11 protein-coding genes and 1 tRNA gene are annotated in these 15,568 nt (G+C 68.3%); 5 read left to right on the top strand and 7 right to left on the bottom strand.

All coding sequences use genetic code 11. The annotated features are described in order from the left end of the window. Window positions 1-100: 100 nt before the first annotated feature. A complete protein-coding gene (locus OU415_RS31690; RefSeq protein ID WP_270953159.1) occupies window positions 101-496 on the bottom strand; it encodes a VOC family protein in 396 nt (131 codons plus the stop codon). Between the two features lie 335 nt (window positions 497-831). Beyond that, the gene (gene polA / locus OU415_RS31685; protein ID WP_270953158.1) at window positions 832-3,525 is read right to left on the bottom strand and encodes a DNA polymerase I; all 2,694 of its coding nucleotides are present in this window, start codon (window positions 3,523-3,525) and stop codon (window positions 832-834) included. Window positions 3,526-3,614: 89 nt separating this feature from the next. Between polA and OU415_RS31680 the strand changes: the two genes are divergently transcribed. Further along, complete coding sequence (locus tag OU415_RS31680) at window positions 3,615-4,037, top strand: hotdog fold thioesterase (RefSeq protein ID WP_270953171.1); 423 nt, start codon at window positions 3,615-3,617, stop codon at window positions 4,035-4,037. A 65-nt stretch (window positions 4,038-4,102) separates the two neighbouring features. On the opposite strand, the gene OU415_RS31675 is transcribed toward OU415_RS31680, so the two are convergent. Next, window positions 4,103-4,714 carry an ANTAR domain-containing response regulator gene (locus OU415_RS31675; protein ID WP_270953157.1) on the bottom strand — a complete coding sequence of 204 codons (612 nt, stop codon included), beginning with the start codon at window positions 4,712-4,714 and terminating at the stop codon, window positions 4,103-4,105. Between the two features lie 108 nt (window positions 4,715-4,822). Further along, window positions 4,823-6,208 (bottom strand): amino acid permease, encoded by a 1,386-nt coding sequence (locus tag OU415_RS31670; RefSeq protein ID WP_270953156.1) that lies wholly within the window; start codon window positions 6,206-6,208, stop codon window positions 4,823-4,825. 258 nt (window positions 6,209-6,466) lie between these two features. On the opposite strand from OU415_RS31670, the gene OU415_RS31665 reads away from it, so the two are divergent. Then, window positions 6,467-6,883 carry a CAP domain-containing protein gene (locus OU415_RS31665; RefSeq protein ID WP_270953155.1) on the top strand — a complete coding sequence of 139 codons (417 nt, stop codon included), beginning with the start codon at window positions 6,467-6,469 and terminating at the stop codon, window positions 6,881-6,883. An 80-nt stretch (window positions 6,884-6,963) separates the two neighbouring features. Here OU415_RS31665 and OU415_RS31660 read toward each other — a convergent pair whose 3' ends face one another. Beyond that, the gene (locus tag OU415_RS31660; RefSeq protein ID WP_270953154.1) at window positions 6,964-8,340 is read right to left on the bottom strand and encodes an MFS transporter; all 1,377 of its coding nucleotides are present in this window, start codon (window positions 8,338-8,340) and stop codon (window positions 6,964-6,966) included. Between the two features lie 193 nt (window positions 8,341-8,533). On the opposite strand from OU415_RS31660, the gene OU415_RS31655 reads away from it, so the two are divergent. Together OU415_RS31655 and OU415_RS31650 are read left to right on the top strand one after the other, a co-directional pair. Next, window positions 8,534-8,609: transfer RNA gene (locus tag OU415_RS31655), tRNA-Leu, on the top strand. Between the two features lie 679 nt (window positions 8,610-9,288). Next, complete coding sequence (locus OU415_RS31650) at window positions 9,289-10,746, top strand: MDR family MFS transporter (protein WP_270953153.1); 1,458 nt, start codon at window positions 9,289-9,291, stop codon at window positions 10,744-10,746. A 145-nt stretch (window positions 10,747-10,891) separates the two neighbouring features. Here the strand turns inward: OU415_RS31650 and OU415_RS31645 are convergent, their stop codons facing one another. Both OU415_RS31645 and OU415_RS31640 read right to left on the bottom strand, forming a co-directional pair. After that, entirely contained in the window at window positions 10,892-11,629 is a 738-nt protein-coding gene (locus OU415_RS31645) for a hypothetical protein (protein ID WP_270953152.1), read from the bottom strand. 66 nt (window positions 11,630-11,695) lie between these two features. Further along, entirely contained in the window at window positions 11,696-12,586 is an 891-nt protein-coding gene (locus OU415_RS31640) for a helix-turn-helix transcriptional regulator (RefSeq protein ID WP_270953151.1), read from the bottom strand. 862 nt (window positions 12,587-13,448) lie between these two features. Between OU415_RS31640 and OU415_RS31635 the strand changes: the two genes are divergently transcribed. Further along, entirely contained in the window at window positions 13,449-15,506 is a 2,058-nt protein-coding gene (locus OU415_RS31635) for a transglycosylase domain-containing protein (RefSeq protein WP_270953150.1), read from the top strand. The last annotated feature ends 62 nt before the right edge of the window (window positions 15,507-15,568 follow it).

The following is a 15,568-nucleotide window of genomic DNA, read 5'->3' as shown; positions in this document are numbered from 1 at the left end:
CGCAGGACACGATCAGGCGATCAGGGGCCGTTCGACTGGTCAGACGCGGAGCGGGCGTGGTATATGCCGACCGCTTTGAAGCCAGTCCCGGGAATACCAGCTACTCGACGGGCTCGTCCGCGCGTGCGATCTCGATCAGGTTCCCGTCCGGGTCGCGCAGGTACAGCGAGGTGATCGGCCCCTCGGAACCGATGCGGCTGACCGGGCCCTCCTCGATGCGCACCTCGTTGGCGCGCAGGTGCTCCTGGACCTCGCTGAGCGCGTTAGTCGTCATGAAGCACAGGTTCGCCGAACCGGGCACGGGGTGCGTGGCGGTCGGCTCGACCAGTTCGCTGGCCGCGTGCAGCTTGATGGTCTGCCGGCCGAAGCTCACCGCCCGCCGCTCGCCCGGGAACGTCACCGGCGTCATGCCGAGGATCTGCTCGTAGAACTGCACTGCCCGATCGACATCGGCGACGGTGAGGACCAGGTGGTCCACTCTGTCGATGTTGATCATGCTCCTCCTCGTATCGGCGCGGAAGCGGTTCGGATGCCCCCACCGCGACCGGTCACGCGTACGGCAGGCTATCCGCACCGATCGATCGCGCGGGCGGGCGGGGGCACCGACGGTGATGTCCGCCATTCAAGAGCGCCCCACCCGTCCCGCACCGGACAACGCCGACTTCGTGACTGACCCGCAACCTCGCAGAGCCCCGCAACGCCAACGGAAACCGCACCGTCCTCCGGCCCCGGCGCACCGGAAACCCGGGATTCCAACGGAGATCAGGCCTCCGATCTCCGCTGGGATCGCGGATGTCCTCCGCCGGCGCCAAGTCCGAGGAGTGGGAACCGTCAGTGGGCGGCGGCGTCCCAGGAGCGGCCCGAACCGACCGAGACCTCGAGCGGGACCGAGAGCTCGTGCGCCGACCCCATCTGCTCGCGCAGCAGCTTCTCCACCTCGGTGTGCTCGCCGTCGGCGACCTCGACGATGAGTTCGTCGTGCACCTGCAGCAGCATCCGCGACCGCATGTCGTTGTCCCGCAACGCTCGGTGCACGCCCAGCATGGCGACCTTGATGATGTCGGCCGCGCTGCCCTGGATCGGCGCGTTGAGCGCCATCCGCTCGGCCATCTCCCGGCGCTGCCGGTTGTCGCTGGTCAGGTCCGGCAGGTAGCGGCGGCGGCCGAGGATCGTCGAGGTGTAGCCGTCCTTGCGGGCCTGGTCGACGACCTCCCGCAGGTAGTCGCGGACCCGGCCGAAGCGCGCGAAGTAGGCGTCCATCTGCGCCTTCGCGTCCTCGGCCGAGATGCGCAGCTGCTGCGCCAGCCCGTAGGCCGACAGCCCGTAGGCCAGTCCGTAGGACATCGCCTTGACCCGGCGGCGCAGCTCCTGGTCGACCTCCTCGATCGGCACCCCGAACGCGCGCGAGGCCACGTAGTTGTGCAGGTCCTCGCCGGTGCGGAACGCCTCGATGAGGCCCTCGTCGCCGGACAGGTGCGCCATGATGCGCATCTCGATCTGGCTGTAGTCGGCGGTCATCAGCTCCGCGTAGTCGTCGCCGACCACGAACACCTCGCGGATCCGCCGGCCTTCCTCGGTGCGGATCGGGATGTTCTGCAGGTTCGGCTCGGTGGAGGACAACCGGCCGGTGGCCGCGATGGTCTGGTTGAGCGTGGTGTGGATCCGGCCATCGTCCGAAATGGACTTCACCAGTCCGTCCACAGTGGTCTTCAACCGGGTGGCGTCGCGGTGTTCCAGCAGGTGCTGCAGGAACGGGTGCTCGGTCTTCTCGAACAGCGTCTGCAGCGCCTCGGCGTCGGTGGTGTACCCGGTCTTGGTGCGCTTGGTCTTCGGCATGCCCAGCTCGTCGAAGAGCACCACCTGCAGCTGCTTCGGCGAACCGAGGTTGATCTCCTTGCCGATCACGCCGTAGGCGTCCTGCGCGGCCTGCTTGACGCGCGCGGCGAAGTGCGCGCCCAGCTCGGCGAGCTGCTCGGCGTCGATCGCGATGCCCGCGCCCTCCAGCTCGCTGAGCACCACCAGCAGCGGCAGCTCCAGGTCGGTGAGCAGGGCGCGGCTGTCGATGCGGTCCAGCTCGACGTCGAGCGCATCGGCCAGCTCGGCCACCGCGCGCGCCTTGATCAGCTCCGCCGCGGCCTCCTTCTCCTTGGTCTCGGCCTCGTCCTCGAGCAGCGACAGCTGGCCGTTCTCCTCGCCGGTCTCGGCGCGCAGCTCGCGCTGCAGGTAGCGGACGACCAGGTCGGGCAGCTCGAAGGAGCGCTGGCCCGGGCGCACCAGGTAGGCGGCGAGCGCGGTGTCGCTGGTCAGCCCGGTCAGCGCCCAGCCGCGGTCGCGGATGGCGTGCAGCGGGCCCTTGACGTCGTGCGCCGCCTTCGCCGCCGACGGATCGGCCAGCCAGGCCACCAGCGCCTTCTCGTCCTCGGCCGTCAGGGCGCTGACGTCGATGAACGCGGCCGCACCGTCCGCGGTGGCCAGCGCCAAGCCGGTCAGGTCACCACGGCCCCGCGCCCACTGCCCGGTGAAGGCCAGGCCGACGCGGTTGCCGTTGCGGGCGTGCTCGTCCAGCCAAGCCGGCAGCCGACCGGGCCGCACCACGCCGCCGGAGACCTCGAAGCCCTCCTCGACCTCCGGTTCGGCGCTGGACAACGTCGCGAACAGCCGGTCGCGCAGCACCCGGAACTCCAGGTCGTCGAACAGCCGGTGCACCGCGTCCCGGTCCCAGGCGCGCACCTCCAGCTCCGCCGGGGCCGCCTCCAGCTCCACGTCGCGCACCAGCTCGGTCAGCTGCCGGTTGAGCAGCACCGACGACAGGTGGTCGCGCAGCGCCTGCCCCGCCTTGCCCTTGACCTCGTCGGCCCGGTCCACCAGCTCGGCCAGCGAGCCGAACTGCTGGATCCACTTGGTGACGGTCTTCTCCCCCACCCCGGGGATCTTCGGCAGGTTGTCCGAGGGGTCGCCGCGCAGCGCCGCGAAGTCCGGGTACTGCTGCGGGGTCAGGCCGTACTTGTCCTCCACCGCCTGCGGGGTGAAGCGGGTCAGCTCGGAGACGCCCTTCGTCGGGTACAGCACCGTGACGTCCTCGGTGACCAGCTGCAGCGCGTCGCGGTCACCGGTGCAGATCGCGACCTTGAAGCCCTCGCCGGTGGCCTGCGTGGCCAGTGTCGCGATGACGTCGTCGGCCTCGTAGTTGTCCTTGCTCAGCACCGGGATGTTCAGCGCGCCGAGCACTTCCTGGATCAGGGCGACCTGGCCGCGGAACTCGTCCGGGCTCTTGCTGCGGTTGGCCTTGTACTCGGTGAACGCCTCGCTGCGGAACGTCTTGCGCGAGACGTCGAAGGCCACCGCCAGGTGCGTGGGCTGCTCGTCGCGCAGCAGGTTGATCAGCATCGAGGTGAACCCGTAGACCGCGTTGGTGTGCTGCCCGGTGCCGGTCTGGAAGTTCTCCTTGGGCAGGGCGTAGAAAGCGCGGTAGGCCATCGAGTGGCCGTCGATGAGCAGCAGGCGTCGGTCCTCGGAATGCGTCACGGCGGCGAGTCTAGGCTGAGGCTCCGACAGCGCGTGACCGGAGGCGACAGGAGGCACCTGGGGTGACCGAAGTCAACGGTGGTGAGCCGATGACCAGCGACAACGGACTTCTGATCGAGATGCTCGAGAGCGCCGAGGAGCAGCTGGCCGACAAGCTCGGGATCGAGTTCGGGACGCTGGAACCCGATCGGGTGGTCGCCACCATGCCGGTCGCGGGCAACCGCCAGCCCTACGGCCTGCTGCACGGCGGCGCGAACGCGGTGCTGGCCGAAACGCTGGGCTCCATCGCCGCGGCGCTCAACGCCGGAGCGGGGCGCATCGCGGTCGGGCTGGAGCTGTCCTGCACCCACCACCGCGCGGTCACCGGCGGGAAGGTCACCGGGGTGGCCACGCCGGTGCACCGGGGCCGCTCCACCTCGACCTACGAGATCGCGATCGTCGACGACCAGGACCGCCGGACCTGCACCGCGCGCCTGACCTGCGTCCTGCGCGACCAACCACCCGGCGAGTAACGCACAGGGCCCGTGAGCCTTTCGGGTCGCCATAGCAACCCAAAAGACTCACGGGCCCTTGCGCGTCAGGACAGGTTCTCGAGGACGGCGTCCGCGACTGCCTTCATCGTGGTGCGGCGGTCCATGGCCGTGCGCTGGAGCCAGCGGAACGACTCCGGCTCGGAGAGGTTGTGCTTGCTCATCAGCAGGCCCTTGGCCCGCTCGATGGTCTTGCGCGCTTCGAGGCGGTCGGTGAGGTCGGCGACCTCGGCCTCCAGCGCCTGCACCTCGGTGAACCGGGACACCGCCAGCTCGATGGCCGGCACCAGGTCGCGCTTGGCGAACGGCTTGACCAGGTAGGCCATCGCACCCGCGTCGCGCGCCCGCTCGACGAGGTCGCGCTGGCTGAAGGCGGTCAGGATGACCACCGGCGCGATCCGCTCACCGGCGATGTTCGAGGCGGCCTCGATGCCGTCCATCTTCGGCATCTTCACGTCCAGGATCACCAGATCGGGGCGCAGCTCCTCGGCGAGGCGAACGGCTTCCTGACCGTCCCCGGCCTCACCGACGACCTGGTAGCCCTCCTCGCGGAGCATCTCCACCAGGTCGAGCCTGATCAACGCCTCGTCCTCGGCCACGAGTACGCGACGTTCGACGGGCTTGGCCTCGCGTGTGTCCTCGGTAGCCGGCGTCGTCACCGGGGTCCTCCATAGAGCTCGGGTTTCCGGTGCGATCTGCACCGGAAACCGAAGAATACCGGTCGCGACTTCACGCCGAGGTAAACACGGGACGTGACCATTGCGACATCAGCCCGACCGCCGCCGCGCCGCGCGCGGACGCACGAACAGCAGGTAGATCAGCAGGATGGCGGCGAGGCTGACGAGGCTGAGGGTGAGCTGCGAGCGGACTTCCTCGATGGCACCCATGGTGACGATCACAGCCGCGATCACCACCAGCGTGGCCCACGTCAAGTAGGGGAAGAGCCACATCTTCAGCTTCAGCCGCTCGGGCGCTTCCTGCTCGAGGCGCCGCCGCATCCGCAGCTGCGAGGCGGCGATCATCGCGTAGATGAACAGCGCGACCGCACCGGCCGAGTTGATGATGAAGTAGAAGATCGTGTCCGGTGAGACGTAACTGGCCGCAACCGCGACGTAACCGACCAGTGTGGACAGCAGGATCGCCTTCCAGGGCACCCCGCGCCGGTTGATGTCGCGCACCCAGTCCGGCGCGAAGCCCCGCCGCTGCAGGGCGAAGAGCATCCGGGACGCGGTGTAGAGCCCGGAGTTGAGCACCGAGATCACCGCGGTGAACACCACCACGTTCACCACGGCTTCCGCGCCGGGCAGGCCGAACTGCGAGAACGCCGCCGCGTACGGGCTGCTGCCGTCGGTCGGGATGTCCCGCCACGGCGTGATCATCACCAGCAGCGCCACCGAGCCGACGTAGAACAGCAGCACCCGCCACACCACGGCCTTGGTCGCCTTGGCCACCGAGCGCTCCGGCTCGTCGGACTCGGCGGAGACGATGGTGACGATCTCGGTGCCGAAGTAGGAGAAGATCACGATCACCACGCCGTGCAGCACGGCGAACCCGCCGTTGGCGACGAAGCCGTCGAGCGCGATGTTGCCCACCGAGAACTCCGCGCCCGGCCACAGCCCGAGCACGAAGATCGTGCCGCAGATCAGGAAGATCACGATGGTGATGACCTTGATGGAGGCCAGCCAGAACTCGGTCTCGCCGAAGGAGCGCACGGAGTTCAGGTTCGTCGCGGTCAGCGCGAGCATCAGCACCAGCGACAGCACCCACTGCGGGATCACCGGCACCAGCGGGTTGAGCAGCTCGGCGCCGACGACGGCCTCGAAGGCCACCACGCCGACCCAGTAGTACCAGTACAGCCAGCCGATGGTGAATCCCGCCCAGTCGCCCAGCGAGGTGCGGGCGTACTCCATGAAGGAGCCGAGCGCGGGCGAGGCGGTGGCCATCTCGCCGAGCATCCGCATCACCAGCACGACGATCAGCCCGCCGATCCCGTAGGACAGCACGGCCGCGGGGCCGACGGTGGAGATCACCGCGCCGCTGCCGATGAACAGGCTGGCGCCGATGATGCCGCCGAGGGCGATCATCTGGAGATGTCGGTTCTTCAGGCTCCGCCGCAGTCCGGCGTCGTGCTCGATCCCGGCTTCCTCGACCATCACAGCCCCCGTCCGACCGGCGACCCTGCAGTTGGGCTGTGAACCTAACCCGCCGTGATCATCACCACCAGGGTCCTGAACCGGGAGGAACGCGGCCAAGCGGGCGCAACGGGCGGCCGGAGAGTGGTCGAGCCATCACGCTGAGCATTACTCAGTGTTACCAATTTCATAGATAACAGTTCGATCTCACCCAGTTGTGTAGCTTGAACTGGCATGAAGACCCCGAATCTTCGACGCTCCGTAATTACAACTGCACTGTTGATCGGCATCGGTTCCGTCGCCTGGGCCCCCGCAGCGATGGCATCCGGTTCGGTCGAGGACCAGGTCGTGGCCCTGGTGAACAAGGCCCGGGCCGACGCGGGCTGCAGCGCCGTCAAGGTGGACTCCCGACTCACCAAGGCGGCCGCCGGCCACAGCGCCGACATGGCGAAGCGCAACTACTTCGACCACACCACCCCCGACGGCGTGACCTTCGACCAGCGCATCAAGAAGGCCGGCAACCCCTCCCCCGGTGCCGAGAACATCGCGCAGGGCTACCGGACCGCCAACGAGGTCATGGACGGCTGGCTCAAGTCCGAGGGCCACAAGGCCAACATCGTCAACTGCTCCCTGAAGACCATCGGCGTCGCGGTCAGCGACACCGGCGACTACTGGACCCAGGACTTCGGCCGCTGACCCGGCTGCTGAGCGGCCACACCGACCACGGGCCGCCGCTCAGCTCTCGACTCGACGTTCCGCTCGACGAAAGGTCCAGGTCAGTTGGGTTCGGGCTGCGCCGCGCGGGGCGAGCGATCCTCCTCCGCCGCGGATTCCTCGAGGCTGCGCCCACCGGTCTCCGGGGCCATCTTCTGGGAGATCACGGCGCCGAGGACGAGCAAGCAGACGGTGCCGGCCATCAGCGCCTGCACTCCGAACGAGGCGAGCAGGATCGGGAAGAGGAAGGTGCCGACCGCCGCACCGATCCTGCTCAGCGCAGCCGCCATCCCCACACCAGCCGCCCGGATCGATGTCGGGAAGAGCTCGCTCGGGTAGACGAACTGCAGGTTTCCCGCGACCGCCTCGATGAACGCGTAAACGCACAGGCAGGTCACCACGACGACCGCGCCGGGCTGCGGCAGGATCGCCAGGGCGGCGACCGACACCGCCATCATCCAGAACGTGGAGATCAGCAGTCCGCGACGGCTGATCCGGTTCACGACGACCATGCCGACAATTCCCCCGAAGGCGAAGAACGCGTTCTGGATCAGCGTCGGAGTGAGACCGCCGGCGAGCCCGAGGGCGACGAACAGCGACGGCAGGAACGTGAAGATCGCGGTTTGGGGCGTTGCCTGGGCGATCCAGAAGAAGCCCGCGTAGAAGGTCCGCGACCGCCAGCGCGGGCTGAAGAGAGCCTTCATGGCCGCCCAGTTCGAGCGCCTCGCGGTCCCGCTCTCGTGCGCCTCCACCAGGTCATCGACACCTGCCTCGGGATTGATGTACTTCTTCACGATCGCGTCGGCCTCGCCGTAGCGCCCCTGCTGCACGAGCCACCGGGGAGATTCGGGCGAGCCCAGTCGCAGGGCCATGACGACGGCCGTGGGGATGGCGCTGGTGACCAGAATCCACTTCCAGGCGTCCGGACCGAGACCGCTCATGAAGTACCCCACGACGATCGAGGCGAGGAAACCGAAACGCCACACCGCGGACAAACCACCCAGCAGCGGACCGCGGAGCTTCTTCGGCAACATCTCGGAGAGATACGTCGGACCGACTGCGTAATCAATCCCGATCGCCACGCCGAGGACCAGCCGGACAGCGAAGAGCTGGAGCGCGTCTTGAACGAACAGCTGCGCGAGGGAGGCGACGAGGAACAGGGCCAGGTCAGCGGTGTACAGCCTCCTCCGGCCGATCCGGTCCGCGAGCGGGCCGATGAACAAGCTCCCCAGGAAGAGCCCGAAGAGGGCCGCCGCCCCGACGAGCCCGGAGTAGAAGGAGGTCATGCCGAAATCGGACGGCAGAACGGCCAGGGCGATCGTCAGCACGCCCAACGTGTAGCCGTCGATGAACTTGCCACCCCAGGTGAGCACCGCCAGCCGGTAGTGGAACCCCACGGGCGGCGAGTTGTCGATGGTCAGACGCGATTCGGACGGCATGCGCAGAACTTCCTTCCGGACACCGCAGTCCGTTCATCGGCCCTGAGATCCACAGGCCTCTGGACGCTGCGCTAGGGCCCTCAACAGCTTCGTTCCGGCATGTCTACCCCGCCCTACGCCTCCGAACAAGCAACGCCCAGCGGCACCCCTGTCGGAGCGGTTGATCACGGATCACGTATCCTTGCAGCGGAAGGCCCCCGTAGCCCAACGGCAGAGGCAGCGGACTCAAAATCCGTCCAGTGTGAGTTCGAATCTCACCGGGGGCACCACGCCTGACCAGGCATTACGACTGAACATGCGGATCATGGTGTGATCCACTGGCGCGGCCGCAGCCACCAGTGCACTCACGGCCACGCCTCGTGATCGGACTGGGATCCGTCAACGCGGCTGAACCGAAGAGCGCAGAAGAGTCCTCCGGGGCATCGCCTGCGCAGGAACGGACCCCGTGACCGACAAGCGGGCCTACCTCCGCGAGATCATCAACGGCTCCGACAGACAGCGCAGATGCGTGCTGAACAGCTGTTAGCCCAGGTCGACGGCCAGCGCTCCGCCCGTCATCGGTGAGTTTGTCGTACGCGCTCACCAAGTGGATGCGCACGAGCGAGATCGAAGACAACACCCGGCACACCTGCGAGCGTGAAGAACACGACCGAGGCTGCGCTGCCGGCATCTGCAGCCGTTCCTTGCTGATGGCACCTCTTTTCAGCTGGCGATGTCCTATGTGGATCGTCGTGTTCGCCTGATGCCGTCCGCGTAAGACGGTTTGGCAACAGGAAGCAGCGAGATCGACCGACTCGCCCTGGCGCTGGCATCGCAGGACCGCGCACTGGGTGCGTGGACGTGCGTCCACATTTTTCCCGAATCCGCACCGCATCTCCCGAGAGGTGGGAGGCGGGAATCTGCATTGCGTTCTGGAATAATTTTGCTTCGCGGGGTCTTGTTCAGTTCGTGTCCGCAACGACTTCCGCTGTGGGGCTGCGCTCGGAGCGCGGCCCCATCCTGCTCGCACTGATGCTGTCCACCGCCCTGGTGGCGTTGGACGCGACGATCATCGCCACCGCATCGGCCACCATCGCGCGGGACCTCGGCAGCTTCGCGCAGGTCCCGTGGCTGTTCTCCGCCTACCTGCTCGCGCAGGCGGTGAGCACGCCGCTGTTCGGCAGGCTCGCCGACGTGCTCGGTCGCAAGCGGCTGATACTCGCGGGGGTCGGGTTCTTCCTGGTCGGCTCCGTGTTGTGCGGTGCCGCCTGGTCGATGTCGGCGCTGATCGTCGGCCGGGTGCTGCAGGGGCTGGGAGCGGGCGCGGTCATGCCCGTGTCGCTGACCATCGCCGCCGACATCTACACGCTGCAGGAACGGGCGAAGACCCAGGGATACCTGGCCTCGGTGTGGGCGATCTCGTCGGTCGTCGGGCCAACGCTGGGCGGTGTGTTCAGCGAATTCCTCAGCTGGCGCTGGATCTTCTGGATCAACCTGCCGCTGTGCTTCGGGGCGGCGACGATGCTGGTCCTGAAGTACCACGAATCCGCACGCGAAGGTGACCGCGAGCCGATCGACTACCTCGGCGCGGCACTGCTGACCGGCGGCAGCACGCTCATGCTCCTCGGCCTGCTCGAAGGCGGAACCAGCTGGGCCTGGGCATCCACGCCGTCGGTGCTGATCCTCGCTGGGGCTGCCCTGCTGCTCGCGGCGTTCACCGCCCACGCGCTGCGCTCGGCGCACCCGATCCTCGACCTGCGCCTGCTGCGCCGCCGCGTGGTCGGCGTGCCCACCGCCATCTCGCTGCTGGTGGGCGTCATCGTCCTCGCTCTGTCGACCTACGTGCCGATCTACGCCCAGGGAGTGCTCGGGGTCGGCCCGCTGATCGCCGGATTCGCCCTGGCCGCCATGATGGTCGGCTGGCCGCTGGCCGCGACGAACGCCGGTCGCGTGTACCTCGCGCTCGGGTTCCGGTTCACGTCGATGATCGGTTCGACCTTCGTGGTCGTCGGCACCGCCCTGACGCTCCTGCTGGGTGCGCACTCGAACGTGATCATGGTCGGGATCTTCACCTTCGTGGTCGGCATCGGCATGGGCCTGACCGCGGTTCCCACGCTGATCGCGGCCCAGTCCTCCGCCGAGTTCACCGAGCGCGGCGCGGTCACGGGCGTCAACATGTTCGCCCGATCGCTGGGTTCGGCTGTTGGTGTGGCGATCTGCGGAGCCATCATCAACTCCCGGACCGCGGTCACCCCGGACGGAACCCCTGCCGGCCCCGGGCTGATGGCCGCCTTGCACATCGTCTTCGGACTGCTGGTCTTCGTGGCGGTCGTCCTCGCGGTGCTGGCCGTCCTGATGCCCGCCGACCACCCCAGGCGCCAACCGGCGCGGACCAGCCAACCCGACGAAGCAGCCACAACCGCCTGACGGCGAGAAAAGCTGGTGCGGGCCCACGCCAGAGGTGCAGCGGCCGACGCGCGTGGTCACTGTGCTCCCAGCGGATCAGGGCAACACCGCCTCCTGGCGCCTGAGGAACCGTGTAAACGCAAAAAGGCCCCGCCGCGGAGGCGCGTCAGCGCCGCTGCAGCTCCGCGAGCATCAGGTTCGGGTCGTTGCCGGCCAAGTTGGCTCCGTTGGTCACGTAGGCGCGGTTTCCTCGAACGGCGACGGCCGTGGTTCCCTGCATGCCGTCCTCGGCATCCAGCAGGGTCTCCTGGGCGCCGTCCGCACCCACCCGCACGAGCTTGCTGGTCTGGTTGATCGCGGCGAGGATCTCGGTGCTCCGACCGGTGAAGTCGAAGTCGTCGATGCCTTCCAGCCGCGTGGCCCGGACCTCGGCTCGGCCGGAGCCGCCACCCTTGGTCACCGGGATGCGGACGATGGTGCCGTGGTCGGAGTTGCTCGCCCACACGGCGCCGCTGTCCGACCGAGCGACCCCGGTGACCACGGGGATTCCGACGACCGGGGTGGTGCCGCCACCGCCCGGAGGTAGCGGCATGGTGGCGAATACCTGGACGGCCCCGCCCTGCGCGACCCGCACCACCTGGCGGGCGGGGATCATGCCGATGACCGCGCCACCTCCGGGCTCCAGGGCGATGCTCTCGGCGGCCTGGCCCGCAGCCCGGTCAAAGTGAGCGAGGACGCGCACGTCGCCCAGGCGAGTGCTGGCAGCGTGGTGGTGATCGGCGTGCATCGGGGCCGGAGCCGGGGCCGCGAGGGCCGTCGGGGCTGCGGTGCCCGCGGCGAGCAGGGTGGCGAGGCCGATCGTGGTGGCGCGCCGCCGCAGCTCGGTGGATCGGTAGGAGGACATGTCTTCCTTTCGGTCGTGCTGGGGAGGTTCCGGGCGGGGCGCCCGGGGCCGTCGGGCGCGTGCGGGCTAGCCCGGGAGATGCCGGTCCGTCCGAGCTTCGCTGCGCGAGTCGGTCCCAGAGGGGGTGAACCGCTGCTGGCCGAGCACGGCCAGCAGCTCCAGCTGCGAGACCGCGGCGCTGCCCGGCGCGGGTGAGTACACGATCAGGCGCTGGTCCTGCCGGGCCGTCGCCAGGATGTCGAAGTCCAGCTCTACGAGCCCGACCGCAGGGTGCAGGATGCGCTTGCGGTCGCTGCGACGGACCGCGACGTCGTGCTGGGCCCAGAGCTCGGCGAACTCCATGCTCTCCGCGCGCAACGCTCCGACCAGCTCGCCCGCCGCGGGATCCGCCGGGCGGACCGCGAGGGTCGCCCGCAGGTCGTCCACCTGCGCACGGCTCTCGTGCTCATGGTCCTCGGCGGGATAACGCCCGCGCATCTCCAGGTCGGTGAACCACCGGTAGGTACAGCTGCGGGCGAGGCCGTGGAAATGGGCCTGCTCCCCCAACAGCGCATCCGCCATCGGGTTCTGGGCGAGCACGATGTTCAGGTCGGAGGCGATCAGGGCGGGCAAGCCCTGCAACCCGTCCAACAGCCGGAGGAGGCCGCGGCTGACGTGCTCATCACCCCCGATGCGAGGCGGAGCGTGGTGACCGGCGAGGCGAAAGAGATGGTCGCGTTCGTCAATCGTCAGCCGCAGCGCGCGGGCCAACGCGGTGAGCATCGCGACCGACGGTTGCGGGCCGCGTCCCTGCTCAAGCCTCGCGTAGTAGTCCGGTGACATGCCGGCGAGCTGGGCGACCTCGAAGCGTCGAAGCCCCGGCGTCCGACGCCGTCCCCCGACCGGAACACCGACGTTCTCCGGCTGGAGCAGCTCACGTCGGCGCCGGAGGAAATCTGCGAGGTCGTTCCGTTCCACTCTCCCAGGATGATCCTCGCGCGGCGGCACAACCAGGACTCGTCGATACCACCTTCATCGGACGGACGATGATCGTTCAGCTCCCGGGACGTGCGCGAGGGCCAACGCACCAAGTGGAAAGCTCGCGCGGTGCTCCGGGCAGCATTCAGGATCGAACCGCGCAGCACCGGGGAACACCCGAACCAACCGCGGATCACCCGTCGACCCCGTCGGACGCCAGCCCCTGGCCAGCCACGTGATGACGCCAACAGCAACCACCGACCACCGAATGGGCCTTCTGCGGCACCACCGATTGGGCGAGAAGCTTCGGAGGTGGACCATCCCCGGTCCTGCGAGGCTGCCAGGTCTTTCCAACCGATGAGCTCGGTAGTTGCGATCGCCGACTCCGCCCTCGACCGCGACGTTCCTGCGCGATCACATTGCTTTCACCACCCAAAATATTTTTGTCCAAACTGGACAGTATCCCCCTGTTCACCAGGGCAACCCCCATCAAATAGTCCATTATGTACGAAATCGTGCTCGTTGGTTTCTCCCGGTGGCGATGTGACTCTGGCCGGTAGTCCTCAAAGACTCCCGACCACTCGCAGTGGGGAGCCGATCGCAGCCGGTCGAGCTCGTTTCCGGGTGGTCGGTCTCGCACATCACATCCACGTCACAATTCCCGCTTCGGATGGCAGAGTGCTTCGAACTCAGTGCGGTGGAACCCCGCCGCGCCACGTCTGGAGGCCTGTTCGTGAACAGCAAGCGCGACGATTGGACTGGACCGCGCGGCGGCCCGGCTGGGCGGCACCGGAGTCCAGGTCCAGCAGACGCGCCCACGCAGCGGTTGGGCCGACCCGCCCGCCGGAATGCCAGGTGGTGGTTGCTGCGTGCGCTCTTGGCGGTCATCGGGTTGATCACGGCGTCCGTCTGCGCGTTCCTGATCGCGTTCGGCGTCGGCTACGCCATGTGGGATGTGAAGAGCCCGGACTCGGTCGCCCGGGCCACCGCGCAGACGGTCGTGATCAAGTATTCGGACGATTCGGAGCTGACGCGGATCGTCCCCGCCTCGGGCAACCGGACGATGATCGGGGACGTGACCCGCGAGGTGTCCCCACCGATGCGGGCTGCCACGCTGGCGGCGGAGGACCCGACCTTCTACCAGAACCCCGGTTTCGACGTGAACGGGATCTTCCGGGCGGCGTGGGGTCAGATCACCGGTGACGACAGCGGTGGCGGTTCGACGTTGACCCAGCAGTACATCAAGCTGTCCACCGGGAACGACGAGCACACCTACGCGCGGAAGTTCAAGGAAATCGTGCTGGCGTTCAAGATGAGCCAGCAGCAGTCCAAGAACGAGATCCTCAAGGCGTACTTGAACACCGCGTACTACGGCCGGGGTGCGTACGGCATCCACGCCGCCGCGGACGTGTACTTCCACAAGGAACCGAAGGACCTGGACGCCTCCGAGGCGGCGGTGCTGGCGGGGATGGTGCAACAGCCGTCCAACAACGACCCGCGCGTCAACCCCGTGCAGGCCCAGCGCCGGTGGACCTACGTCGCCGACCAGATGGAGCGCCACCAGTTCGTCACGGCGGAGCAGCGCGCGGCGATGCGGTTCCCGACGACGCAGGACGGTGCGGACCGGACGAACCAGAACACCACCGGCACGCAGTACCAGATCCGCGAGCAGGTGCTCGCCGAGCTGGATCGGGAGGGCTACAGCCAGCAGAACCTGGAGCAGCACGGCTATACCGTCGTCACCAACATCGATCGGCAGGCGCAGAAGGCCGCCGAGGACGCGGTCGGCACGGTGATGCAGGGCCAGCCGAGCAACCTGCACCCGGCGCTGGTCGCCGTGGAACCGAACACGGGCGCGATCCGCGCCTATTACGGCGGTGGCGGCACTGCGGCAGGTGGGTTCGACTACGCCAACGCGCAGCAGCAGCCCGGTTCCGCGTTCAAACCGTTCGTGGCGCTGGCAGGGCTGGAGCAGAACCGAGGTCTGGGCGAGCTCTACGACGGCTCGTCGCCACGCGAGATCGCGGGGACGACGTTCGCCAACAACCCGGGCGTCAGCTGCGACGACCCACCGCACTGCAGCGTCCGCGAAGCGATGACCAAATCGGTCAACACGGTGTTCGTGGACATGGGCGTGCAGTTCGGGACGGCCAAGGTCGCCGACGCCGCCCACCAGGCGGGCATTCCTCGCGAGGCCAACGGCAAGCCGACCCTGCAGAACGCCGACGGCACGACCAGCGCCGGCATCGCACTGGGCATGTACCCGGTGCGCACCACCGACATGGCCAGCGCTTACGCGACCTTCGCCGACGACGGGATGCGCAACCAGCCCAGGTTCGTCCAGAAGATCGTGGACAACAGCACCGGCCAGGCCGTGCAGGACTTCGTCCCGCAACCGCGGCCCGCGTTCGACCCGAACGATCCGCACCGCAACCGGAACCTGGCCGCGAACGTGACGGAGTCCTTGCTCCAGGTCGCCGACCACTCCCACCTGCCGCTGGACGGACGGCCGGTGGCCGCGAAAACCGGGACCCACCAGTACGGCAACGGTGACAGCGCCGACAACGAGAAGGCCTGGACGGTGGGCTACACCCCGCAGATCTCCACCGCTGTGTCGATGAGCGCGGGAGACGCGCAGCACCCGGTGCTACCGGTGCGGGACGCCAACGGCGCCCCCGTCTTCGGCAGTGGCCTCCCCGGACACATCTGGCAGCAATTCATGAACGCCTACCTCGCCGGCAAGCCCGTCCAGCCCTTCACCAGCGCCGAACCGATCGGACAGTTCTACCCACCGCCGCCACCCCCGCCAGCCGCTCCGCCACCACCACCCGCGCCCCCCGCGCCCGGTCCGCCATTCCCCGAGCCTGGTCCGCCACCGAAGCCGCACGGGCACCCGAGGCACGGTCACGGCGGCGGATGATGCGGAGGTCGTGAGGGCGAAGAGTTCCCGAACAAGATGCATGCCAACTCGCGGAGCACGGC

The sequence above is a fragment of the Saccharopolyspora oryzae genome, assembly GCF_027853915.1.
Classification (GTDB): Bacteria; Actinomycetota; Actinomycetes; order Mycobacteriales; family Pseudonocardiaceae; genus Saccharopolyspora; species Saccharopolyspora oryzae.
This window is presented reverse-complemented; position numbering and strand designations above follow the sequence as displayed.

Excerpts from the sequence above, each read along its gene's own strand:
- OU415_RS31690 (WP_270953159.1), bottom strand. The coding sequence starts at position 496 with ATGATCAACATCGACAGAGTGGACCACCTGGTCCTCACCGTCGCCGAT.
- OU415_RS31680 (WP_270953171.1), top strand. The coding sequence starts at position 3,615 with ATGACCAGCGACAACGGACTTCTGATCGAGATGCTCGAGAGCGCCGAG.
- OU415_RS31670 (WP_270953156.1), bottom strand. The coding sequence starts at position 6,208 with ATGGTCGAGGAAGCCGGGATCGAGCACGACGCCGGACTGCGGCGGAGC.
- OU415_RS31660 (WP_270953154.1), bottom strand. The coding sequence starts at position 8,340 with ATGCCGTCCGAATCGCGTCTGACCATCGACAACTCGCCGCCCGTGGGG.
- OU415_RS31645 (WP_270953152.1), bottom strand. The coding sequence starts at position 11,629 with ATGTCCTCCTACCGATCCACCGAGCTGCGGCGGCGCGCCACCACGATC.